Consider the following 23,474-nt stretch of genomic DNA (forward strand, 5'->3'; position numbering starts at 1 on the left):
TTTTCCAATGAAAAAAGTTCTCATGTTTGTTTACGATTCTTTTGCTGAATTTGAAGTATCAATCTTAATCACTTGTTTAAGCGGTAAAAAAACTAATATTGATCTCTTTACTTGTTCGGATAAAGCAGCTGGAGAAACTGTGACATCTACAGGTAGAATGAAAGTTATGCCTGACCTGACCCTTGATGAAGTGAATCCAGAAGATTATTGTGCGCTCATTATTCCAGGCGGAAGCCCATTCACTCTTTTTGAGAATAAAAAAGTAATTTCCATGGTCCGATCTTTTTTTGATCAAAACATTTTAATCGGTGCTATTTGCGGCGGACCAGGATTACTTGGAGCTGCTGGCATTTTTGAGCATGTTCAGTACACTGCCTCTCTCACAAAAGACGATATGGAATATTTACATGTATTAAATTGGGAAAACAAGCGAGATGAATTACTCGTTGTCGATCAAAACGTCGTAACGGCAACAGGATCGAACTATATCCAATTTGCTGAAGAAATTTTACGCCAGTTGAATATCGTCCCAAAAACTGAAGAATATCCACTTCAATATTTTAGAGAACCTTCACTGGCTTAGTTACTAGCTGCTTTGAGATCCACTCTTTGATTTCTTTTAAAACTGGCATTGCTTCCATATCTTCTTTACTCACTTCACTCCACACAATCCCTGTTGGTTTCGGGTATGGTGAATTTGTTTTAATCAACCCTTTTTCCGTTGCAATCCAATCAACCGTCAAATCATACACATCAACAGGGATATCCTCTTCTACAAGCTGTGCACTTTGTATCGAAGTGATAATCGGAACCTCATTATTGCCAAGTTCCCTGATGATCGCATATTCCCGATCCGCATATCCTTCCCCTTTTCCTAACCTCCTGCCATCAGGATGAATGGCAACTGAACCGACTACAATCAGGTCAATTTCAGGCATTTGCGACAAAGGAAGAACCCTTCCATATTTCATGATGCTCGAAAGACTAGCCGCTTTTCTTTCTTCACCTTTTGGAACCCACTCCGGTTTAACCTGAATGAACCCCTTTTTCAGCCTTGGTGTAGGAACTAGCAGCATTTTTCCATCTTTTAAAATCTGTGTACGGAGCGGCAGCTGAGGAGAATCTGGGTTCACTTTTATTACGTTTGCCCTTTTGTATTGCTCCATTTCTGTTATGTATCTTGCTGCGGCCTCGGCTCCTTTAAAGTTAGGAATTCGATTTACGAGCGGAAACGGAAACCGTCCCAGTTTTTCTTGTGAAAGTTTGTTCCACACTTGATTTCGGATTTCATCTTTTTTGTTCATTATGTTTCTCCTTTTCGTTCTAATAGGATAAAAGTCACCAACAAAAGAAGGACTATTCTCCTGTTTCGCATAATAAAGTGAGAGGGATATTTGAAATTATTCTTTTAAAGGGGGAAATTTAATGACACTTTACGGCACTGTTGTTTTAATTCATGTGATCGCAGCTATTATAGGACTTGGTGCGAGCTTTGCGATGCCTGTTGTTACTAAGTTTGCAAAAACAAAAAGCCAGGCTCAATTCGCACTTGATCTAAACGCAAAAATTGAAACACTTCCGAAAATCGGAAGCCTAGCCTTACTTTTTACAGGACTTATTTTAGGATATATGAACACCGCATTATTTACTGAGGTTTGGTATATAACCTCACTTGTCATATACGTTGTGGCACAAGTTCTCGTTATTGGAATCATCCCGAAAAAGCAAAAGCAGATGAGTGAGATCCTCGTTGGTCACGATGGCGATGACTTGCCGGATGATTACAGAATGATTGATAAGCAGACAGACCCTTACATCTATCTTTTACACAGTTTGGCCGTCGTAATAATTATATTAATGGTTGTTAAACCGTTTTAATCTAACATAATCACAACACCACTTGGACACAATACGGTGTATCAAGAAATAGGAGTGAACAAACATGTCACGTGGTAAAGATTTTGAACATAAGAAAAAAGGCCATCCGGGCAGATTTCCAGATAACACGCTGCAAAACAGACTCGTGCAAGCGAGTGATGAAACTGACTCCACTTCGCTGGAAACAAAGGAAGCTTTTAAAAATCGCACAGAAGAAACAGAATAATTTACTCGAGCACTCTTGGTAAAATAGACCATGGGTGCTTTTTCTTGAATAGGATTATACATCCGCCTATTGAGTTCCTTCCCCATTCAATACTATAATCTTAGAGGGAACACATTACTGACAGAAAAGGTGTTATATAGATGAGTATTTTAACTGTAAAAGATTTGAGTCACGGTTTTGGCGACCGGGCAATTTTTAACAATGTTTCATTCCGTCTTTTAAAAGGTGAACATATCGGTTTAATCGGTGCAAATGGTGAAGGAAAATCAACCTTCATGAACATTATCACAGGCAAGCTTAAGCCTGATGAAGGAAAAGTCGAATGGGCGAAGAAAGTGCGTGTCGGCTATCTCGATCAGCACACCGTTTTAGAAAAAGGGATGACAATCCGCGACGTACTAAAAAGTGCTTTTCAATATTTGCTCGACATGGAAAATGAAATGAACAGCATGTACGAAAAAATGGGAGAAGCCACTCCTGAAGAACTTGAAAAACTTCTTGAAGATGTTGGGGTACTTCAGGATACGTTAACGAATAACGATTTTTACGTAATTGATGCTAAAGTTGAAGAAATCGCCCGTGGTTTAGGTCTTGAAGACATCGGACTGGATCGTGACGTTCATGACTTGAGCGGCGGCCAGCGTACAAAAGTCTTATTAGCAAAACTACTACTGGAAAAACCAGAAATTCTTTTGCTGGATGAGCCGACAAACTACCTGGACGAACAGCACATCGAATGGCTGAAGCGCTACTTGCAGGAATACGAAAATGCTTTTATTTTGATCTCGCATGATATTCCATTCCTAAACAGTGTTATCAATTTGATCTATCACATGGAGAATCAGGAATTGAATCGTTATGTAGGTGACTATGATCACTTCAAATCGGTTCATGAGATGAAAAAGTCCCAGCTGGAATCAGCTTATAAACGCCAGCAGCAGGAAATTGCCGGTCTAAAAGATTTCGTTGCGCGTAACAAAGCTCGTGTTTCCACACGAAACATGGCGATGTCCCGCCAGAAAAAACTCGATAAAATGGACGTTATTGAACTGGCTCGTGAAAAGCCGAAGCCGGAATTCAATTTCAAAGAAGCACGCACACCAAGCAAGCTGATTTTTGAAACGAAGGACCTTATCATCGGATATGATGAGCCATTGTCACGCCCGCTTAACTTGCGTATGGAACGCGGACAAAAAATCGCTTTAGTCGGTGCGAACGGTATTGGTAAAACAACATTGCTGCGCAGTCTTCTAGGTGAGATCAATCCTGTCTCAGGTACAGTTGACCGCGGTGAAAACCTGGAAATCGGTTATTTCGAGCAGGAAATTAAGAAGGCGAACCACAACACATGTATCGAAGAGATCTGGAGCGAGTTTCCCGGCTTCTCTCATCATGAAGTGCGTGCGGCACTTGCAAAATGCGGATTGACGACAAAACATATCGAGAGCAAAGTGGAAGTATTGAGCGGTGGCGAAAAAGCGAAAGTCCGTTTATGTAAACTGATCAACCACGAAAATAACGTACTCGTACTCGATGAGCCGACAAACCACTTAGACGTTGAGGCGAAAGAAGAATTGAAGCGCGCATTGAGAGCTTTCAAAGGCAGCGTTCTATTGATCTCCCATGAACCTGAATTCTATCAAGAAGTTGCCAATGAAGTTTGGAATTGCGAAAAATGGACAACAAAAGTATTTTAATAAACTTGAACCTTCACTTTTAAAAGTGGGGGTTTTTTATTTTGGCAGCGGAAGCTTGTAAGTGGCGGAATTGGTGTTGCCTCCAGGGAGAATTCCCATCGAAAATAGGAGCTTTTTCATCGAGTTTCTAGAAGATATGTGCAGGAATTTTCTTAATGCTTTATTTTTAACGTTTTTATCAAATAAAAGGGAGTAATCTTGTATAGCTTGAATGTGCGCAGTTTTGGATCGTTTTTGACAAGAGCTGCAAAACCAGTTTCCATAAGTGCGAATCATTGGTAGATTTCCACAATAAGGACAAATAACACCTGTCTGAATGTCATCTGGATGAATGTTGTAAATGCTCAGCAAATCACTATTATTAGGTTCATGTTGTTTGAACAGTTTTGCAGAAAGCCGATTCATGTCTTTTTTTTCTAAAATTATATCTGAGGGTGTGTTGATGAACTCCCTTATTTTAGAGGCTAAAACTCTTCCTCTGACAATTTTTTCAGCTTTTGCTTTTTCATAAAGCGGTGATAATGAAATATGAGACCTGGGATTTGTAATCACAACGAGGGTGTAAAGAGGGATCTTTGAAAATTTGTTTTGTATGAGCCATTTTGCAAAATATTCTTTCTGTAATTCAACCTGAATTACAGGATCGGAAAATGTTTCTTTCACACCATTTCTTGTTCTAATCATCTGATCAAACTGATGATCGAAATAAAGATCACCAATCATATTCTTTACTTCCAGCAGCAAACAAAATTGAGGGTGAACAAGCAAACAATCGATTTGAAAATAATATTTTTTACTAGAAACTCTCAGTAAGCGAAGATCATGCAGAATATCAAATACATCATGTTGTAATTCGGATAAATGAAAATCTAGTGACTCTTCTCCAATATGGCCAGTATGAGATTTAGAGTATTCATTTCGTATATCATGCATACTCGGGTGATTCAGCAGTAATCGGTTTAAAATTACTTCAAGTTTTAGCAATTTAAGAGACTTTGTTCGTTGTTTTTTTATCAAGAAACCACCTCTTCCTAATGAGTTATTACAAAAGTTCTCTAAAAAGAGCTATTTTCCTTTGAGAAAGAAAAGAAAATTTTGGTAGAAAGGTTATTATTGAGTTTAAATTTTATTATTGAGTCTAAATTAAAGAAATTGAGTCTTTTGGGTTGAGGATTGAGCCTTATATGCTCTTAATTGAGTCTCTCACTCCTTAAATTGCGTCTATCTACAATTTTTGCTAAAAAACGACATTTTTCTAATTCTGAATGTCCACCCGACAAATACAAAAAGCGGTTTTGTATTTGTATGGGGTCTGTCCCCATAGCAAATTCACAAAAACCCCCTGCTTCTGCAGGGGGCTCCTATCCATTCTAGTTATTCAGTTCTTCGACGAGCAGCGACAGCTCTTCCCAGCGTTCCATCGCTGATTCGAGCTCGCCTTCTATCTTCTTTTGTTCAGCAAACAGTTCGCTGATCCGTCCAAAATCACTGCCTGCAGCAGCGATTTCTGCTTCAAGCTGTTCTTTCTTTTCTTCCAGCTTCATGATGCGTTCTTCAATCGTTTCCCATTCTTGCTGCTCTTTATAAGATAGCTTTTTCCGCTTTTCTTTACGCGGTGAAGCCGCGGCAGAATCGGCTGCTTCCTGTTCTTCCTTTTTTTCAGCAGCCGCAGTCAGTTCATCCCGCTCTTTTTTCTCATCCATATAGTCGGAATAGCTGCCTTGAAAACGAACAACTTTCCCTTCTCCCTCAAAGGCAAGCAAATGATCGACCACGCGATCCAAAAAGTACCGATCATGCGAAACTGTCAAAACAACGCCAGGGAAGTGTTCTAGATATTCTTCCAAAATACTGAGGGTCTGAATGTCCAAATCATTCGTCGGCTCATCCAGAAACAGCACGTTTGGCTCTTCCATCAGCACTTTCAGTAAATACAAACGGCGCTTTTCTCCGCCAGACAATTTGCGAATATACGTATATTGCATATAGCGCGGGAATAGAAATCTTTCGAGCATCTGCTCCGCAGTAATGCTTTGCCCATCAACTGTACTGATTACTTGAGCGGTTTCTTTAACATAATCGATCATACGAAGATTGCCGTCCAGTTCCTCATGATCTTGTGTGTAGTAGCCGATCTTGACTGTTTCACCAATTTCAATCGAACCCGAATCAGGCTTCACTCTTCCAGCCAGCATATTTAATAGGGTCGTTTTTCCGCTGCCGTTCGGACCGATAATCCCAAGCCTTTCACCAGGAACGATCAAGTAATCCAATCCACCGAGAAGCAGCTTTCCATCAAGGCTCTTCGACAGTCCTTCCACCTCGATTACTTTTTTACCAAGACGCTGTGAACCAATCGCAAACTCAACGCTTCCTTTTGCAGCTGGACCAGTTTCATCCTGTAATTTTTCTACTCGCTGAATCCGCGCTTTTTGTTTTGTGGTACGTGCTTTTGCACCACGTCGCAGCCAGGCTAATTCCCTTCGCAGCGTGTTTTGACGTTTGTCTTCAGTTTGCATAGCCAGCTCTTCACGCTCGGCCTTTTTTTCTAAATACGTTTCATAGTTCCCTTCATAGACATATAGCTTACCGGCGTCCATTTCAAAAATATGATTGGTCACGCGGTTCAAGAAATATCGATCATGGGTAACCATTAAAAGGGAACCTTTATAGCCAGCAAGAAAGGCTTCCAGCCATTCGACAGTATCATTATCCAAATGATTCGTAGGCTCATCCAAAATGAGCAAATCTGCTGGTTGAATGAGTGCTTTCGCAATTGCCACTCGTTTTTTCTGGCCACCGCTTAAATGCTTCACTTGACGAGAAAAATCGCGCAATCCGAGCTTAGTCAAAACTGTTTTCGCCACTGTATTCGCTTCCCATGCTTCTGTCTCATCCATTTTTTGCTGACAGTTCATTAATCGCTGCAGTTTTTTCTCGTTAGCAGAATCAGCTTCTAAATCAAGCAATGCTTGCTCATAATCTCTCATCGTCCTCATGATAAGAGAATCACCATAATAGATTTGCTCCAGAACAGACAGCTCTTCATCCAGCACAGGCTCTTGCGCCACATATTCAATATGAAACTGGTTCGCGTGCGAAATCGTTCCTTTTTCAGCCGGTTCAAAGCCTGCGATTGCTTTTAGAAGCGACGATTTCCCTGTTCCGTTAGGTCCGATCAAACCGATTCTTTGTTTTTCTCCAATCGTAAAAGAAATCTCATCAAACAGTGTTTTTTCGCCATACGTTTTATATAAATTTTCAGCTTGTAAAATACTCAAAGTAATCATCCTTACCGTAATAAAAGTCATATCCCTATTGTATCTTAAGCCCGATAGATTAGCATCTTTACCATATGATTTGGGTTTTGTCTCAATCTTTGTTATAGTGTACAACATGTCCGAAAAGGAGTGGGCAATTGTTTGGAGTCTAAACGAATGCCACTATTTTCGTTATATGTCGGTTTTGGCTTGTATCTTGTAGTTAACCGGACCCCCATCCGGAACTAATTCAAGCGCATTTTTGTCTGCGCAATAACTTCAAGTTTTTTCACTCCTCGCAAGTCTTTTAAAAACTCCAATCTAGCTAGTACAACCAGCAATACGTCTCATAATGATGTTAGTTGCTGAGCAAACTAACATGAGTCACTTCATGAAATTAGAAAAGGAGAGATTTTTTTACATGCAAATAGGAGTAATCATTTCTTTAGTTATTTACATGGCCGGTATGCTTTATATCGGTTACTGGGCATATAAGAAAACATCGGATCTATCCGATTATATGCTCGGAGGAAGAGGACTGGGTCCCGCTGTTACAGCATTATCTGCTGGCGCATCCGATATGAGCGGATGGATGATGATGGGGATACCAGGTGCGATGTTTACAGATGGCGTAAGCAGTATTTGGATTTCTGTCGGTTTGACGATCGGTGCATTTCTGAATTACATTCTTGTTGCACCTCGGCTTCGTACCTATACGGAAGTTGCGGATGATTCAATTACGATTCCGGATTATCTAGAAAATCGTTTTAACGATACAAAGAAAATTTTACGTATTGTTTCAGGACTTGTTATTATTATTTTCTTTACGCTTTATTCCTCCGCTGGTCTAGTATCTGGAGGAAAGCTATTTGAAAGTGCGTTCGGCTTAGACTACATGACAGGTATGATTTTAACTGGTGCCGTAGTTGTTGCCTACACGCTATTTGGGGGATTCCTTGCAGTAAGCTGGACTGACTTTGTGCAAGGTTGTATTATGTTCATTGCTCTTGTTCTAGTACCTATCGTGGCATTTACAGATGTTGGCGACACACAAACGGTATTAGATACAGTGCGCGGAGTAGATCCATCATTGCTTGATCCAACAAAAGGATTAACATTACTCGGACTTTTATCGTTACTAGCTTGGGGATTAGGTTACTTTGGCCAGCCGCACATTATTGTTCGTTTTATGGCCATCACATCTGTAAAAGATATCAAAACAGCTAGAAGAATCGGTATGAGCTGGATGATTATCTCGCTTATCGGTGCATCATTAACTGGTTTAATTGGTGTAGCATGGTTCGCGAAAGCTGGTCGAAAACTTGCTGACCCTGAAACGGTGTTTATCGAGTTTGCTAACTTGCTGTTCCATCCATTGATTACAGGGTTCTTGCTTGCCGCGATTTTAGCAGCCATCATGAGTACAATTTCTTCGCAGCTGCTCGTAACTTCTTCATCTGTTACGGAAGATTTTTATAAGCAGTTCTTGAAAAAAGACGCTACACAAAAGGAACTCGTTCTTATTGGGAGAATATCAGTACTAACTGTTGCGGTTGTTGCAACATTACTATCGCTAAACCCTAATGATACGATTCTTAGTCTTGTAGGTTATGCTTGGGCAGGATTTGGTTCAGCATTCGGGCCTCTTATCTTGCTGAGTCTTTTCTGGAAACGCATGACAAAATGGGGCGCGTTAGCTGGTATCATTGTAGGTGCCGTTACGGTATTAGCTTGGGTCCAGTTCCCTGACTTGAAAGAACAAGTTTACGAAATGATTCCAGGTTTCTTCTTTAGTTTAATTGCGATCATAGTTGTAAGCTTCATAACAAAAGATCCTTCTACAAAAGTACAAGATCAATTCGAAGACATGGAAGATACTTTAAAAGAAAACTCATAAAATGGTTAAAAAAAGCGTTCCTGATTTCAGGAACGCTTTTTATTTTGTTTTTTTAAGGAACCGGTTATTATAGGCAAGATCTCGGATTGTTGCTGCTCCAATACCAAACATCGCTGCCCTAAGTTCAAACTCTATCCGTTCCATTTGTAAAAGCAATGCATGAGTTCCTTCCTCGATCGCCGATTGTAATAGGGTACGGCCAAAGCCCGCTAGATTCGCGCCTAATGCGATTGATTTTGCAGCTTCTACACCATTTTTTAACCCGCCACTCGCGATAAGCGGAATTTTACGGTTCGTTTCACGAATACCGATAATACAGTCAGCAGTCGGCAGTCCCCAATCCAAGAATGCTTCTGCCGCTTCCTTTTTGATCTTAGAGTTTGCGCGATGACTTTCAACTTGTATCCAGGATGTACCCCCAGCACCTGCCACATCGATAAATTGCACACCTGCAGCTATTAGTTTGTCGGATGTTTCATTGTCTATTCCCATACCCACCTCTTTAACTCCGATTGGAACATGCGGGATTTCTTTTGTGAGTTTTTCAATCTTTGAAAGAAGATGAGAAAAATCCGTATTGCCTTCAGGCTGAAAAACTTCTTGTAATGTATTCAAATGAAGTACAATGGCATCCGCTTCTGCAAGATCAACAGCCCTTTTGCATTCTTCTGCACCAAAACCATAATTCAGCTGTACTGCTCCTACATTCGCAATCACAGGTACGTCAGGTGCCAAGTGCCTAATTTGAAACGTGTACGCCAGCTCTTCTTTTTCAACCGCAGCCCTCATAGAACCAAGACCAATTGCCCAGCCTCTTTCTTGAGCCGCTTCAGCCAAATTCTGATTAATTTGATGCGCGAGCTTTGTCCCACCTGTCATGGAACTGATCAAGAAAGGCGTTCTAACGTTTCTATTTAAAAATGTTGATGCTATCGATATATTGCTAAAAGCAATTTCAGGCAAAGGGTTAGGAATGAACCGATATTGATCAAGTCCGGTTGTAATGCCCTTTCCTTCAACATCCTGAGTCAGACTGATCTCAATATGCTCCGACTTCCGCTTTTCTGTATAATCACGCTCATCACCCAACTCATCACCTCCAATGATAGGGGGACTGACCCCTTACAATTTATTTCCCTTCGTCAAATCGAGAAAACACCCGAAGGGTTTTCTCATTTTCACACACCTAAATCGATGCTTTTCCTTTTAGTATTTCTAATCCCTCAAAAATTACTGATAGCTACACATCTTCGTTCTATGATAAACTGTCAAATAAAACAATTAGTGGGGGTTTTTGTATGGAAATAAGACTGCTCAATCCTTCAGATGCAGAGAGTTATTGGGAGCTCCGATTAGAAGCTTTGCAACAAAACCCTGAAGCTTTTGCGACTAGTTATGAAGAAGCTTTAAAAAGAGAAAACCCGATCGAACAAGTTGCAAGCAGACTCCAAGGTAACGGGGACTTCACCTTTGGTGCTTTCCACAACGGCAAACTGATCGGTGTCGTCACTTTACTTCAAGAGAAAGTCATGAAAATGGCTCACAAAGCCTATATATTAGCGATGTATGTCACTCCTGGCAATCGTGGTAAAAGTGTCGGAAAAGCTATTTTAACAGAAGCGATCAATCACGCAAAACAAAATTCTGAGATTATGAAACTAAACTTAACTGTAGTTTCCAGCAATGAAAGTGCAAAGAAACTCTACGCTTCCCTCGGTTTCAAAGCTTATGGATATGAAAAAGCGGCGCTCAAAGTAAATGATAAATATTATGATGAAGAACATATGGTTTTGTTCTTACAGAATTATAATTGAACACACTGTAGACTGGAGACTTCATGAATTTGAAGTTTCTTTTTTATTTCCTGTTTGTCGATTTATAACGAATTTTGTCAAAAAACTTAATTGTTGTCCAATTAGACTTAATTAGGTTTAAAAGAGACTTAATTATCCATTGATCAGACTTAATAACACCCGAATCAGACTTAATCACACCTTTTCGCCTATCAACAAAAACACCAAAAAAAGCCACATAAAAAGAGCCAGCAATTTGCTGGCCCTCGTTTATTTGTCATCCTTCTCTAAATAGCTTTCTTCTTCATTAATGCGTTTTTTCTTTTTAGCTGCGCGAACAATAAAAATGATGATGAACACGAGCAATAGTAAACTAACGCTGAAAAATCCGCCTAAAAACTTAAAAATATCTGTTAAGAAGTTATCCATGCTGATTAATCACCTCTTCAGACGGTATTCCCATATCGAAGAGTTATTAAACTTGCTCATCAGCTTCCAACTTATTCAAAGGTAATGTAACACTCACCTTTGTGCCTTTATTCAGCTTGCTCGCGTACTCGACTTTCCCGCCCATTGACTCAATGATACGGATAGAAACCATCGTTCCAAGCCCTGTTCCTTGTTCTTTCGTAGAGAAAAACAAAGATCCGATATTGGACAGCTGTTCTTTTGACATACCTTTACCCGTATCTCTCACAACAATCTTTGCCTGCTCCTCTTCCGGAAACAGTTTTATCGAAACGCGGCCGCCCTTATGAGTTGCCTCAATCGCATTTTTCAAAATATTAATCAGTGCTTGCTTCAATTGATTGCGGTCAGTCGTCATTTCAGCATCTGACTCAATTGAATGAAAGAGCGTTATGCCTTCCTTCAGTGCATAAGGATTGAGCAAAATACTTAAATCAACCACAAGCTCTGCAATAGAGAATGTCTCTAATTTCTTAAACTCCGGCTTTGCAAAATTCAAGTAATCACTAATGATATGCTCAGCCCTGCCAAGTTCACTCAAAATAAGAGGATAATAATTTTTATGACGCTCATCCTCGCCCTCCATCAGCTGCAAAAAGCCTTTTACAACGGTTAGCGGATTCCGCACCTCATGAGCTATAGAAGCAGCTAGTTCACCGAGTGTATGCTGTTTTTCAGAACGCCGTATCTCATCTTTCATTAAGTTTCGTTCAATAATCGCTTCATTCAGTATGGCCGCTAAAACAACGCCGCCGATTTGCATACAGCCAAAAATCGATATGTACACCAGCAAACTATGATCTAAATGGTCAGCTATTTTGGGTCCTTGTATAAACATATAAGACAGGAGTATTAATAACTGTACGAACGCAGGCCAAAAACCTGCCATGATAGAAATATAAATTCTCTTTCGAGGATTAGCATTCAGGAAATAATTTCTCATTAAAAAAGGCATAGAACATGCTGCGGCAGCACTGATGTAAGCAAAAACTAGGGTATTGGTATCCATTAATGTCCGAGTTATTAAAAGAAATACAAGTGTGATGATTCCAGATATAGGTCCGCCGTAAAAGATGGACAATACTAGCGGTACATACCGCAAGTCCCAATATAACCCGATATCGTAATAAGCAAAGTACATGCAAAGTGACGCTGAAGTTCCGTATAAAACTCCCAAAAAATACGGAGACTTCCCAATTTTGCGGCCTTCGACAAAAAAGCTATAGAGCAATACAGGAGCGAGCACGATCAAAACATGTAAAAGCAGTTTTTCTACTATCATCTCAAATCTCCAGTTCAAAAATGGCTTGTGAACTAAGAATACGACAAAAAAAGGGAAATTCCTGCAAGAACCGCCCTCTGTATACTACTTTAGAAACGTTTTTATTAATACAAATGTATTATTTTTTTCAAATTAAGCGTCTTTTTTTAACTGGCTATGAAAAAGGGAATGGTAAAATTCTTTATTCTTCAAAAGCTCCTCATGTGTTCCTTTTTCTAAAATTCCGCCATCATGAAGAACCAAAATTTGATCTGCTTTTTGAATTGTATTCAATCGATGCGCGATCACAAAACTTGTACGTCCTTCCATTAATCTTTGAAGCGCCTCTTGAATCTTCATTTCTGTAATCGTATCGATGCTGCTCGTCGCCTCGTCCAGAATCAATAATGAAGGGTCAGCTAAAATAGCTCTTGCAATCGACAACAGCTGCTTCTGCCCCTGACTTATTCCGCTGCCTTCCTGACTCAGCACCGTGCTGTAGCCTTTTGAAAGCTTTTTAATAAACGAGTGAGCATTCGCAAGTTTAGCAGCTTCGATTACTTCTTCATCTGTAGCGTCTAGTCTGCCATATCTAATATTTTCAAAGATTGTTCCTTCAAACAAAAAGGAATCCTGCAGCACAAAAGCCATATGACTTCTAAGACTGCTTCTTTTTACTTTTTGAATGTCATGGCCATCGAGCAAAATCTGTCCCTTATCAGCATCGTAAAAACGAGAAAGCAAGTTCACAACAGTAGTCTTCCCAGCCCCAGTCGGCCCGACTAAGGCGACTGTTTCCCCTTCCTTAACAGAAAAGTTCAGACCAGCAACTGTAGTACCATCTTTTTCATAGGAAAATGAAACATCGCGGAACTCTACTTTTCCTTTTACAGACGACAAATCAATCGCATCCGTTTCATCGCTTTCTTCTTGCGCTTCATCTAAAATCTCAAACACCCTCTCAGCACCTGCAACGGCTGATAATAGCGTATTGAACTGGTTCGCCAAATCGTTCAAAGGTCTTGTAAACTGTCTTGAATACTCCACAAAAATAACGATAACCCCAATCGAAATTTTTCCGTTCAGCGCCAGCACACCACCAATTCCGGCAATTAGTGCAAAGCTTCCGTTATTCAACACGTTCATGAGCTTCGGTATAAAGCCGGAGAATGTCTGAGCCCAATAACCAGACTCCCGTAAACGCTCATTTTTTACTAAAAATTCTTCTATGACTCTCTTTTCCTGTGAAAATGATTTTACGATTCGCTGTCCTGAAGTAATCTCTTCTACGTATCCGTTGATATCGCCAAGGTTACGCTGCTGCTCCTTAAATCGAACCCCCGTCCTTTTCGTGATCCACTTCAGGCCAAAAAACATGAGCGGTACGATTGATAGAGATATAAGTGTCAGCATCGGGCTTAAATACAGCATCACACCTACTGTACCCAGAAGAGTCAAAACACTCGAAAACACTTGGATAAACGAACTATTCAGTGTGGAACTGACATTCTCAATGTCATTCGTTACACGGCTCATCAGTTCACCGTGCTGTCTCTTATCAAAGAAACTGATCGGCAGCCGGTGAAACTGTGTGAACAAATCCTTTCTCATTCTGAAAACCGTTTGCTGAGCAATCCCGATCATCCAATAGTTTTGCAGAAACGTCGAAACAGATTGACCAATGAAAACAAATATAAGTCCGATCAGCATTTTCGTTAACCCATCCACATTGCCTTTCACAACATAGTGGTCAATTGCTTTACCGATCAAAAATGGTCCGAGCAAGCTTAGGGCTGAACTGACAATGACCATTAACAGCACTAAACTGAGCAAAATCTTTTCGTTCGCAAAATAACGTCCAATACGTTTTACCGTATCCGTCCAGTTTTTCGGTTTCACCTTCTCACCGAACAAATGATTATGTGGATGAGGTCTGTTTGAACCCTTTGACATGCTGAAAATCCTCCTCCCCAAACTGTGACTGCACCATTTTTACATATAGCGGCGATGTCTTCAGCAGCTCTTCGTGTGTGCCCCATGCTTCCACACGACCGTCATCCAAAATCAAGATCCGATTCGCTTCCATCGCTGTACTGATTTTTTGAGTGATTACAAATGTCGTACACGAATACTTCTTTAATGCGGTCAATAGCTTTCCTTCAGTACGCAGATCCAGAGCACTTGTACTGTCATCCAGCATTAATATTTTTGGACGGCGCACTAATGCACGGGCTATGGATAGACGCTGTTTCTGACCGCCGGAAAGGTTCACCCCGCGCTGACCGACTCTCGTCTCATACTTATTTGGCAGCTTTTCGATCGTCTCATGAATTTGGGCATCTTTTGCCGCCTCAACAATTTCCTCCGATGTTGCATCTTCTTTACCCCAGCCAATATTTTCAATGACTGATCCTGTAAAAAGAACAGCCTCCTGCGGAACGACTCCAATGCCTTTTCGAAGAGTTTCGATAGGGTAAAGCTTCACATCATGTCCGTCAACAAGCACTTGCCCTTCATTCACTTCATACAGTCGAGGAATAAGCTGAACGAGCGACGTTTTCCCTGAGCCTGTCGAGCCCATGATCGCCAGTGTTTCTCCTTCTTTTACAGCAAAAGAGACATCTTGCAAAACAGGCACTTCGCTCTCTGGGTAGTGAAAAGAAACATGCTTAAATTCCACGAGGCCCTTTTGTATGGCAAGCGCTTGATCTGTGCCAGCTGATTCAGACAAATCCACTTCCGTATCCAAAACCTCCCCGATACGCTGAGCTGAAGCTTTCGCACGTGAAAAAGCCATAATGATAAATGAAATAATCGTTAAAACTGATGAGATACGAAATGTGTAATTGACGATAGCTACAACTTCCCCTACCGCAATCGAACCTAAGTTAACTTGTTTTGTCCCGATCCACAAAATAAATAGAATCCCGATATTCATAACAAAAAGCAAAACCGGAATCGAGACTTCAATTAAACGAAGCGAAGATATGGTTTGTGTTTTCAGGTCATCACTCGCTTGTTCAAACCGGTCAGATTCATGGCTTCTTCTTAAGAATGCTTTAATTAGGCGCATCCCCATCAAATTTTCGCGCATGACCCTGTTCACACCATCGAGTTTATCTTGAACATCACGAAACATCATGCCTGCCTTTTTCATTACCCAGCTCAAAAAGAATAATAAAATCGGAAGTGCAACAACGAGCACCATAGCCAGTTTCCAGTTCACAATTAGTGACATGATGACACTACCCATTAATAAAAGCGGTGCCCTAAGCATGATTCGCAAGCTCATGAATACCGTATTTTGAAGTTGGGTAACATCGTTCGTCATTCTCGTAATCAATGAAGATGCCGGAAACTTATTAAAATTAACAAAGGAGAAAGACTGTACTTTTTCGAAAACCCGCCGCCTTATGTCAAAGCCGTAGTTTTGACTAACATGCGCTGAGAAAAATGAGTTTGTGATTCCGGCTAGAAACGCTATAAGCGCAAGCCCAAACATAACTGCTCCCCAGAATTTCACCACTCCTAAATCACTTTTTAAAATGCCTTGATCAATGATTTTTGCCATAATTAACGGCTGCAGCAATTCCACACCTAATTCAGTCAGTGTTAAAAAAAGCGCGGCAGCAATCGCTAGACGATATGCTTTTAAATAAGCAAACACTTTCCACATAAAGCTTCCCCCGAACTCCCAAGTTGTTTAACAAACTTAACAATCTACTACTATTTTATCCTTTTTGAGGAAAATATTTAACTATTTCGACTTCTTATCTTAAAATCTTAGGTCAGATGCGGTGAATAAGGACTTTATTTGAGGGAAATGATATGTGATTTTCTGATTTTCTGTATTAAGTCTCATATGAGATTATTAAGTCTAATTAGTGCCCGATAAGTCTGATTTGAAAAAATTAAGTCTGATTTAAAAAAATTAAGTCTTTTTGAGTCAGAATTACGTCTCATTTTAAATAATTAAGTCTTTCTACAAATTTCGGCAAAAATCAAACACACACCCTATTGAACCCGACCCAAATAAAAAAAGCCGAACCCAGTATGCAATAAGCACCATGGGATCAGCTTTGATAAAAATAGTTATGAAACTCTTTCTTCATTTTCACCATCACTTGCATCATATCCGCCTTCCCAATAATCAGCATTCTTAATGCCGAGCTTATTGGAATCAAAGACAGGATCGAGACCAGCTTTTTTCTGCTCCTCGTAATCTTTTAAAACTTTCAGCGCTGGTTTGGCGAGAATCAAGATCGCGATCAAATTCAGCCATACCATGATTCCAAGACCGAGATCTCCGAGCGCCCATGCCAGGTCGGCTGTTTTAACCGCTCCGTAATAAGTAGACGCTAACAGGACAATTTTAAGAAGAAACATCGGAATTTTATTGTTTCGGCCCCGCACAAGGTAAGCGATATTTGTTTCTGCAATATAGTAGTAAGCCATAATCGTCGTAAATGCGAAGAAAAATAACGACACAGCTACAAATCCAGAACCAAAACCAGGGATGACAGACTCAATTGCCTTTTGTGTAAATGTCGCACCAGCTTCAACACCTGGTATATTTTCAACGATAAACGATTTGTCGGCTTCATTTTGAACGTTGTACATTCCTGTGAAAAGAATCATGAATGCAGTTGCTGTACATACGAGCCATGTATCAATGTAAACAGAGAAAGCTTGTACTAATCCCTGCTTTGCTGGGTGTGAAACTTCAGCTGCCGCTGCTGGATGAGCCCCTGTCCCCTGACCGGCTTCGTTCGAATAAATTCCTCGCTTAACGCCCCACATAATTGCCGATCCAATAATACCCCCAAATGCGGAATCCATTGCAAAGGCGCTTTTGAAAATTAATCCGAACACTTCTGGTATTTGTGGAATATGGAATGCCACAATAATAAGTGATACGAGTACATAACCGATCGCCATAAAAGGCACGACATATTGAGCCACATTGGCAATTCGTTTAACACCGCCAAAAATGATTGCTCCTAGAATCAAGACAAGAAAAATTCCAGTTATTTTGGGATCAACATTAAACGCATTGTCAATTCCGAGAGCGATTGAATTGGATTGAATCCCGGGCATCAGCAAGCTCATAGCCAATAATGCTGAAACGGCAAAAATTACACCATACCATTTCCACCCAATCCCTTTTTCAATGTAATAAGCAGGACCTCCGCGATATTCTCCTTCCTGTTTTACTTTGTAAATTTGTGCAAGTGCCGATTCAACAAAAGCAGTAGCTGCACCAATAAACGCAATCATCCACATCCAGAAGACAGCCCCTGGTCCACCGAATCCGATAGCCGTTGCCGTACCCGCAATATTACCTGTACCAACACGTCCTGACAGTGCAATTGCTAAAGCCTGAAAAGATGAAACGCCAGCGTCAGAACTCTTTCCTTCTAACATAAGTTTAATCATTTCTTTAAAATGGCGTACTTGTAAAAACCGTGTTAAAAATGAAAATAATAGGCCAACACCAATACATAAGTAAATCATCGGCTGACTCCAAAGAATCGCCACTGCATCCCCTACAAAAGCTTCAAAGCTGTTTTGAAATGTCCCCATCTTTTCCCCCTTGAATTTGATTGATGATAAAGAAAACTTAGCTGGTTTGATGCAATATCCATCAGCTTTAGTTGAGCTTATACTATCCTCTTAAACTTGTTACTGCGTCGATAATCATTTTAATAACAAGTTATACGTGATGATAGTGAAAATTGCGACAAACTTCTTCAATTGGTTTCTTCTAGTATTAATGGAAAACTGGTCATAAAACAACAGAAAATTCTTTCCAGGGTGGACATTTGTATCTTTAGTAACATACAACCAACAACTTAATATACAGAAAATTACATTAACCTAGTAAAATTAGAATAGATAAAAAAGAGCGGAATTTTTTATAGAGGGAGGTCTTTTCAATCAAAATATCATTCTTCATAGGATTATTGATATCTTGTTTAGGAATCTGCATTGGTTATTTCGCAGGATGGCAAATCACTATATTAAGCTGCGGCTTTATTGGAATCGGCACTTTAATCATATATGGTTTATTGGAAAATGTATTTGTAAGAGGTGATCAAACCCGTACAAACTTTATAATTGAGCAACATGAAGACCGAAAAAAAAGAAATGGGAAATCTCTCTGTCTTTACATCATCGGCTTTCCAAACTTAACCACAGCCATAACCCTCTTGTTTATCACTCGATAAAGTAAAGAACCCTCGCTCAGTTCATGAGTGGGGGTTCTTATTATAAAGCAAGGGGGGACAGACCCGGGTCTGTCCCCCCTCTATTTTTATTGGGATTTATCCACGATCGATTTTAGTCTAGACCGGCGAATCACCTGATTGATCACTTCAGAAAAGACGAGGCCAATCGCGATCGAACCCGATATCATAAACGCCTTAGCAGCAAGATTAATTGCTAAATTGTAGTCATTTTGTACAAAGTTACGCATTGCGTTATACGCGATGCCTCCTGGGACGAGCGGTATAATCCCGGCAACACTGTAGATGATGACAGGCGTTTTATATTTTTTTGCAAAATATTGAGCAGCAATCGCAATCGCAAACGCTGCGATAACGGTAGATAGAACCATATCGAGCCCGTTGCTTTCTAAAAGGTAATAAAGCATCCATCCGATCATGCCTACAAGTCCACAATGAAAAAGCGAACGTTTTGGACCGTTAAAAATAATAACAAAAGCCGCTGACGCGATAAAACTCGTAACAAGCTGTTCAATAATCGGCATCTAAAACGCCCCTTTCTACAAAAATGAAAACGTAACTGCAATTCCTGCTCCAATCGCAAAAGCCGTCAGAAAAGCATCTGCCCCTTTCGCAAGACCGGAAATCAGATGCCCTGCCATCAAATCACGGACGGCGTTTGTAATGAGCAATCCTGGAACGAGCGGCATTACAGAACCAATGATAATTTTATCGAGTTCACTGCCAATTCCTATATATACAAAAAAGAAAGCCTGCAGCCCAATCAATAACGACGCAGAAAACTCTGAGAAAAATTTAATCTGCACGAGTCTGTGAAAATAAAGCAGCGATAAAAACCCTGCACCACCCGTGATGAACGCCGGAAAAAAGTCTCCCCAGCTTCCTTGGAACATAATCAAAAAACACCCCGATGAAATGGCCGCTGCCAATACATGTACCCATAACGAATATGGTGATTCTGATTGATCGATTTTCTTTAATAGTTTGTAAGCTTGTTCAATCGTATATTCACCCGTACTGATTTTACGCGATATTCCATTTACACTTGCTACTTTTTCAAGATCAGTCGTGCGCTCTACGATCCTAATGAGTTTCGTTTTCGTAGGTTCAGCGCCTTCAACCGAAAAAAGTATGCCCGTTGGCGTCACATACGGATGAGATTGATAGGCACCAAAAGAAGCCGCGATCCGCATCATCGTATCCTCGACTCTGTATGTTTCCGCGCCGCTTTGCAGCATGATTTTCCCTGCAAGCAAGCAGACAGCCATTATGTCATAGGTTTCTTGTATTTCAATCTCAGTTTCCATCTGCATACGCTCCAATACCATTCTTACATTCATTTTACCCAAAACATCAGCTTAACATTTTTACAGTTTAACTGATTGAAGCAAGTTGGGCAATGAGAGAAGAAAAAAGCACCTGCCATAATTTTCGGCAGATGCTTCTTCCCATTTATTTTAGTTCTACTTTAATTGGATCGATCGGAATCTCGTCATTCAAACTGAAAATCTCAAATGGAACCATGAGCGAGTAATCATTTAAGTTAAAGTCCTTCACTCCGTCTATTTTAAACGTGGATTGAAAACGGAGCGTATCCTCATCCACTAGCTTTCCTTTGTTTCCAAGAATGAGAGAATCACGTTTGAGAGCATCATATTGTGCCTGCATATCTTCTCCTTCCACCACATCTTCTGTACGGACTAAAGTAATCATGTCCGCAAAATTCATGAGGAAGTCTTTTCTCGTTTTCACATTCTGAATTTGATAATCAACTACCACTTCTTCGTTCTTCTTTTCTACTTTTCCTACTACCATTCTATAATCGAAACGGCGGCTGTTCATCTCAAAAGGAACCGTCTTGTTTAATGGTGCAATCGCATCTTTTTCACCTTGATTTACCTCAGGATAGATTATTAAGTATTTTGCATCACTATTAATTTTATCGATTTGGTAACGTGTTTCTTTCTCAACATGGCCTTCCGCTTTTTCCACTTTAAACACACTGCTTCCAGATACGCTAATTCTTCTTCCTCGATCATCCATCACTTTTAGATCCACTGAATCACCTTTGCCCTCAAGAGGATGAACGGACGTGAAGTCCAAGAGTGCTGTTGCTTTTCCTTTTGTTACAGAATGTATCAAGATGCCGTGCTTCCTGTCTTTCGTAAAACCTTTTGCGTCTGACATGATTTTTTCGACCGGCAGCTGTCTGACTGGAACATCAAACCTCCAGACACCTTTTTTATTTGCCATTGAAGTAAATGTTAAAGGAAGCGTGAAGTCTTTCGGTAATTCTCGATCGCGCATTTGAAATTCTATTGCCGCGACATAGCTTCCATCCTCCATCTTTTTCAAATCTCCTATTGTACCGCCAAGCTGTTTGCTATCTTCTCCTCCAAGGGTATAACCTGCTTCCGGACTATTCTCTTTATCCATTTTTTCTAAAGATAAATCCTTCCCCTCAGCTTTAAAGGTCACTCCGATCATCACACCATCGTAATAAGCACTCGTCAGCGTCACATCTACTCCGTTACTCGTTGCATTTTGATTGATCTCTGTCACAAGATGACTTGCCGCCAAATCTTTTCCGATTTTAAAATTTACTTTTTCATAAAGCGAACCAATCAGCGGGACGTCTGCCAATACGGTTTGAATCGGAGAAAACATAAAGCCTGAAGCAAGAACAACAGAAGCTGCGGTTCCTGTAGCCCATGCAGACAGCCTTAAACCCGAATTCATTTTTCGCTTTCTTTTGATTCGTCTTCCTTCTTCCATCCCGTTTCGGATAGCCTGGAATATTTCTTCTCTCGGAAGCTCATCATGATATTGTTTATTAAACTGTTCTTTGTCCATATGTGCCCGCTCCTTCCAATAGCTTCTTAAGCTCTTGTCTCGCTCTATGCAGGTTTGTTTTGATTGTCCCTTCAGGTGTTTGCATACTCTCAGCAATTGCTTTTATGGATAGATCATGGAAATAAAATAAGATAATGACCGTTTGATACGTTTCATTCAAATTAGAAATGGCTTCCGTTAAATCCAGATCTTCGCCTGTATAATGCTGTTTATTTTCGCTCAACTGCTGGATGAAAGCATCGCCTGTTAAAACCAATTTTTTATTCTTATGAAGAAGCTGAAAAGCAGACCGGATTAATATCTTAATTAGCCACGTACTAAAAAACTGGGGTTCTCTTAATTTATGAATGCCGACAAAAGCTTTACAAACCGTTTCCTGCAAAACGTCCAGCGCATCTTCCTTATTGCGGACATATAAATAAGCTGTCTTGTACAATTTATCGCTTTCTAACGTAATCAACTGTTCAAATGCTTCTTCGTTTCCTTTAATCGCTCGTTTAACTAATTTTGTATCAATCAATGCCTTGCCCCCTTTCAACCATTAGAGCACTTACAACATGGAATAAGTTTCAAAAATAGAATTTATTATTTAGTTCGGTTTCAATAAGTACAATTTCCATATGGAAGGTACATTTTCTTTCCATGAAGAATATAATTACAGCAGTTTACTTTAAAAAAGGCTGTTTTCGTATTAAAAATGAGATTTGAAAGCAACAATCTTTTAGAAAATAGCCTTAAAAAAAGAGGAGTAATCGATATGGAGCATATAGTAAAAGCTGAAGTGTCAGATGCCTCAGAAATCCTTTCCCTGCAAAAGCTTGCTTACTTATCTGAAGCAGAACTGTATGGTAATTATGAGATAGAACCTTTAAAACAAACCGTTCAAGAAATAGAAAAAGCCTTTGAGAACAGCTTTATCCTTAAATATATGGATAATGGAATGATTATTGGCTCAGTAAAGGCATATGAAAGGGACGGGACATGTTACATAGGAAAATTGATGGTACACCCAGATTACCAGAATAAAGGTATCGGAAAAAAGCTGATGAATGAGATCGAAAGCAAATTTGAGCATGTACGCTATGAATTATTTACCGGAAGCAAAAGTATTAAAAATATCACCTTTTATGAAAGACTAGGTTATAGGGGTTTTTCAGAAAAAAAATTAGATAGAGAAGAAACGATTTTTATATTTATGGAAAAGCAGGTTGAAATGAGACCATAACTTTTTGTCGATCTTTGTCGGTTCGGGAGTATATGGAGAAAACCCGGTGGATTATTGGTTAAACCCGGTGGATTATGGGCAATTCTTGGTGGATTAACGCCAAAACTCGGTGGATTAATGTCATTTCATCTAAGGCGTTACTACGCTCAGTCCATGACTCCATGAAAAAGACCTGAAAAGTGCACGATTATGCACCATTCAGGTCTTCAATTAACCATGTGGAATGGATTTGCTGACATTAAATCCTAAAATGATCTGCTTTCCAGTTGTTAATCGCTTGTTTAATTTCTTTCGGAGCCATGTTCTCAGATGCCGCTCGATCAGCAAGAGCAACAAACTCTTCATCTGGAGCAAAGCGCAGTGCTACGATTTGACCAGGTGTTAATTTCGGATTAAGCAGCTTTCCTGTTAACACATAATAACGAAGGTTTTCTTCTGCACGAATTGCACGATCTTGCGCTTTAAGCGGATACGTGCGCAATAATACAAATATGACCACAAAAATAAGTGACATCACGACTAGCAAAACACCCAAGAACTTATCATCAGTCTTAACCAGGTATACAATACTTGATATTAATCCCCCAACAACTAAAAGTGATAGGACATAGTGATAAATCGGATGCATCCGGGCGTGATTTTTAAAATTTTGTTCGTTCATTTTTTTCTCC

Annotated in this window: 22 protein-coding genes; 8 read left to right on the forward strand and 14 right to left on the reverse strand. The window is 40.0% G+C overall.

Features of this window, described 5'->3' with window-relative positions:
- The first annotated feature begins 7 nt into the window (after positions 1-7).
- On the forward strand, positions 8-583 hold the full coding sequence (locus RGB74_RS17670) for a DJ-1/PfpI family protein (RefSeq protein WP_310760576.1): 576 nt from the start codon (positions 8-10) through the stop codon (positions 581-583).
- Here the strand turns inward: RGB74_RS17670 and RGB74_RS17675 are convergent.
- Positions 561-1,304, reverse strand: a complete 744-nt coding sequence (locus RGB74_RS17675) for a 5-formyltetrahydrofolate cyclo-ligase (RefSeq protein ID WP_310760577.1) — start codon at positions 1,302-1,304, stop codon at positions 561-563. The genes RGB74_RS17670 and RGB74_RS17675 overlap by 23 nt on opposite strands.
- 121 nt (positions 1,305-1,425) lie before the next feature.
- Between RGB74_RS17675 and RGB74_RS17680 the strand changes: the two genes are divergently transcribed.
- From RGB74_RS17680 to RGB74_RS17690, 3 genes are all read left to right on the forward strand, one after another.
- On the forward strand, positions 1,426-1,878 hold the full coding sequence (locus RGB74_RS17680; protein WP_310760578.1) for a DUF2269 family protein: 453 nt from the start codon (positions 1,426-1,428) through the stop codon (positions 1,876-1,878).
- Between the two features lie 64 nt (positions 1,879-1,942).
- Entirely contained in the window at positions 1,943-2,104 is a 162-nt protein-coding gene (locus RGB74_RS17685; RefSeq protein ID WP_310760579.1) for a hypothetical protein, read from the forward strand.
- A gap of 140 nt (positions 2,105-2,244) precedes the next feature.
- Positions 2,245-3,801 carry an ABC-F family ATP-binding cassette domain-containing protein gene (locus RGB74_RS17690; RefSeq protein ID WP_310760580.1) on the forward strand — a complete coding sequence of 519 codons (1,557 nt, stop codon included), beginning with the start codon at positions 2,245-2,247 and terminating at the stop codon, positions 3,799-3,801.
- Positions 3,802-3,837: 36 nt separating this feature from the next.
- Here the strand turns inward: RGB74_RS17690 and RGB74_RS17695 are convergent, their stop codons facing one another.
- Together RGB74_RS17695 and RGB74_RS17700 are read right to left on the reverse strand one after the other, a co-directional pair.
- Positions 3,838-4,818: a nuclease-related domain-containing protein gene (locus RGB74_RS17695; RefSeq protein ID WP_310760581.1), complete on the reverse strand. Its 981-nt coding sequence runs from the start codon at positions 4,816-4,818 to the stop codon at positions 3,838-3,840.
- A gap of 353 nt (positions 4,819-5,171) precedes the next feature.
- Positions 5,172-7,082: an ABC-F family ATP-binding cassette domain-containing protein gene (locus tag RGB74_RS17700; RefSeq protein ID WP_310760582.1), complete on the reverse strand. Its 1,911-nt coding sequence runs from the start codon at positions 7,080-7,082 to the stop codon at positions 5,172-5,174.
- A 400-nt stretch (positions 7,083-7,482) separates the two neighbouring features.
- On the opposite strand from RGB74_RS17700, the gene putP reads away from it, so the two are divergent.
- Complete coding sequence (putP, locus tag RGB74_RS17705; protein WP_310760583.1) at positions 7,483-8,958, forward strand: sodium/proline symporter PutP; 1,476 nt, start codon at positions 7,483-7,485, stop codon at positions 8,956-8,958.
- A 39-nt stretch (positions 8,959-8,997) separates the two neighbouring features.
- On the opposite strand, the gene fni is transcribed toward putP, so the two are convergent.
- Positions 8,998-10,047 (reverse strand): type 2 isopentenyl-diphosphate Delta-isomerase, encoded by a 1,050-nt coding sequence (gene fni, locus RGB74_RS17710; protein WP_310760584.1) that lies wholly within the window; start codon positions 10,045-10,047, stop codon positions 8,998-9,000.
- A gap of 209 nt (positions 10,048-10,256) precedes the next feature.
- Between fni and RGB74_RS17715 the strand changes: the two genes are divergently transcribed.
- Complete coding sequence (locus RGB74_RS17715; RefSeq protein ID WP_310760585.1) at positions 10,257-10,772, forward strand: GNAT family N-acetyltransferase; 516 nt, start codon at positions 10,257-10,259, stop codon at positions 10,770-10,772.
- Between the two features lie 249 nt (positions 10,773-11,021).
- Here RGB74_RS17715 and RGB74_RS17720 read toward each other — a convergent pair whose 3' ends face one another.
- The 5 genes from RGB74_RS17720 to RGB74_RS17740 form a co-directional block, all read right to left on the reverse strand.
- Positions 11,022-11,180, reverse strand: a complete 159-nt coding sequence (locus RGB74_RS17720; RefSeq protein WP_310760586.1) for a hypothetical protein — start codon at positions 11,178-11,180, stop codon at positions 11,022-11,024.
- A 46-nt stretch (positions 11,181-11,226) separates the two neighbouring features.
- Positions 11,227-12,501: an ATP-binding protein gene (locus tag RGB74_RS17725; protein ID WP_310760587.1), complete on the reverse strand. Its 1,275-nt coding sequence runs from the start codon at positions 12,499-12,501 to the stop codon at positions 11,227-11,229.
- Between the two features lie 132 nt (positions 12,502-12,633).
- Positions 12,634-14,433 carry an ABC transporter ATP-binding protein gene (locus RGB74_RS17730; protein ID WP_310760588.1) on the reverse strand — a complete coding sequence of 600 codons (1,800 nt, stop codon included), beginning with the start codon at positions 14,431-14,433 and terminating at the stop codon, positions 12,634-12,636.
- Positions 14,399-16,156, reverse strand: a complete 1,758-nt coding sequence (locus RGB74_RS17735) for an ABC transporter ATP-binding protein (RefSeq protein ID WP_310760589.1) — start codon at positions 16,154-16,156, stop codon at positions 14,399-14,401. The genes RGB74_RS17730 and RGB74_RS17735 overlap by 35 nt, the downstream gene beginning before the upstream one ends.
- A gap of 416 nt (positions 16,157-16,572) precedes the next feature.
- The gene (locus RGB74_RS17740; protein ID WP_310760590.1) at positions 16,573-18,063 is read right to left on the reverse strand and encodes an alanine/glycine:cation symporter family protein; all 1,491 of its coding nucleotides are present in this window, start codon (positions 18,061-18,063) and stop codon (positions 16,573-16,575) included.
- 380 nt (positions 18,064-18,443) lie between these two features.
- Between RGB74_RS17740 and RGB74_RS20180 the strand changes: the two genes are divergently transcribed.
- Entirely contained in the window at positions 18,444-18,707 is a 264-nt protein-coding gene (locus RGB74_RS20180) for a DUF5316 domain-containing protein (RefSeq protein WP_396135992.1), read from the forward strand.
- An 86-nt stretch (positions 18,708-18,793) separates the two neighbouring features.
- Here the strand turns inward: RGB74_RS20180 and RGB74_RS17745 are convergent, their stop codons facing one another.
- The 4 genes from RGB74_RS17745 to RGB74_RS17760 form a co-directional block, all read right to left on the reverse strand.
- Positions 18,794-19,249 (reverse strand): threonine/serine exporter family protein, encoded by a 456-nt coding sequence (locus RGB74_RS17745; RefSeq protein WP_310760591.1) that lies wholly within the window; start codon positions 19,247-19,249, stop codon positions 18,794-18,796.
- A 15-nt stretch (positions 19,250-19,264) separates the two neighbouring features.
- Positions 19,265-20,032: a threonine/serine exporter family protein gene (locus tag RGB74_RS17750; protein WP_310760592.1), complete on the reverse strand. Its 768-nt coding sequence runs from the start codon at positions 20,030-20,032 to the stop codon at positions 19,265-19,267.
- A 145-nt stretch (positions 20,033-20,177) separates the two neighbouring features.
- Positions 20,178-21,578, reverse strand: a complete 1,401-nt coding sequence (locus RGB74_RS17755) for a DUF4179 domain-containing protein (RefSeq protein ID WP_310760593.1) — start codon at positions 21,576-21,578, stop codon at positions 20,178-20,180.
- Positions 21,559-22,098 carry a sigma-70 family RNA polymerase sigma factor gene (locus tag RGB74_RS17760; protein ID WP_310760594.1) on the reverse strand — a complete coding sequence of 180 codons (540 nt, stop codon included), beginning with the start codon at positions 22,096-22,098 and terminating at the stop codon, positions 21,559-21,561. The genes RGB74_RS17755 and RGB74_RS17760 overlap by 20 nt, the downstream gene beginning before the upstream one ends.
- A 237-nt stretch (positions 22,099-22,335) precedes the next feature.
- Between RGB74_RS17760 and RGB74_RS17765 the strand changes: the two genes are divergently transcribed.
- On the forward strand, positions 22,336-22,803 hold the full coding sequence (locus RGB74_RS17765; protein ID WP_310760595.1) for a GNAT family N-acetyltransferase: 468 nt from the start codon (positions 22,336-22,338) through the stop codon (positions 22,801-22,803).
- A gap of 238 nt (positions 22,804-23,041) precedes the next feature.
- Here RGB74_RS17765 and RGB74_RS17770 read toward each other — a convergent pair whose 3' ends face one another.
- Positions 23,042-23,464, reverse strand: coding sequence for a DUF6526 family protein (locus tag RGB74_RS17770; protein ID WP_310760596.1), 423 nt, complete (start codon positions 23,462-23,464; stop codon positions 23,042-23,044).
- Positions 23,465-23,474 lie beyond the last annotated feature (10 nt).

It is taken from the genome of Bacillus sp. NEB1478 (assembly GCF_031582965.1).
In the GTDB taxonomy this organism is placed as follows: domain Bacteria; phylum Bacillota; class Bacilli; order Bacillales; family Fictibacillaceae; genus Fictibacillus.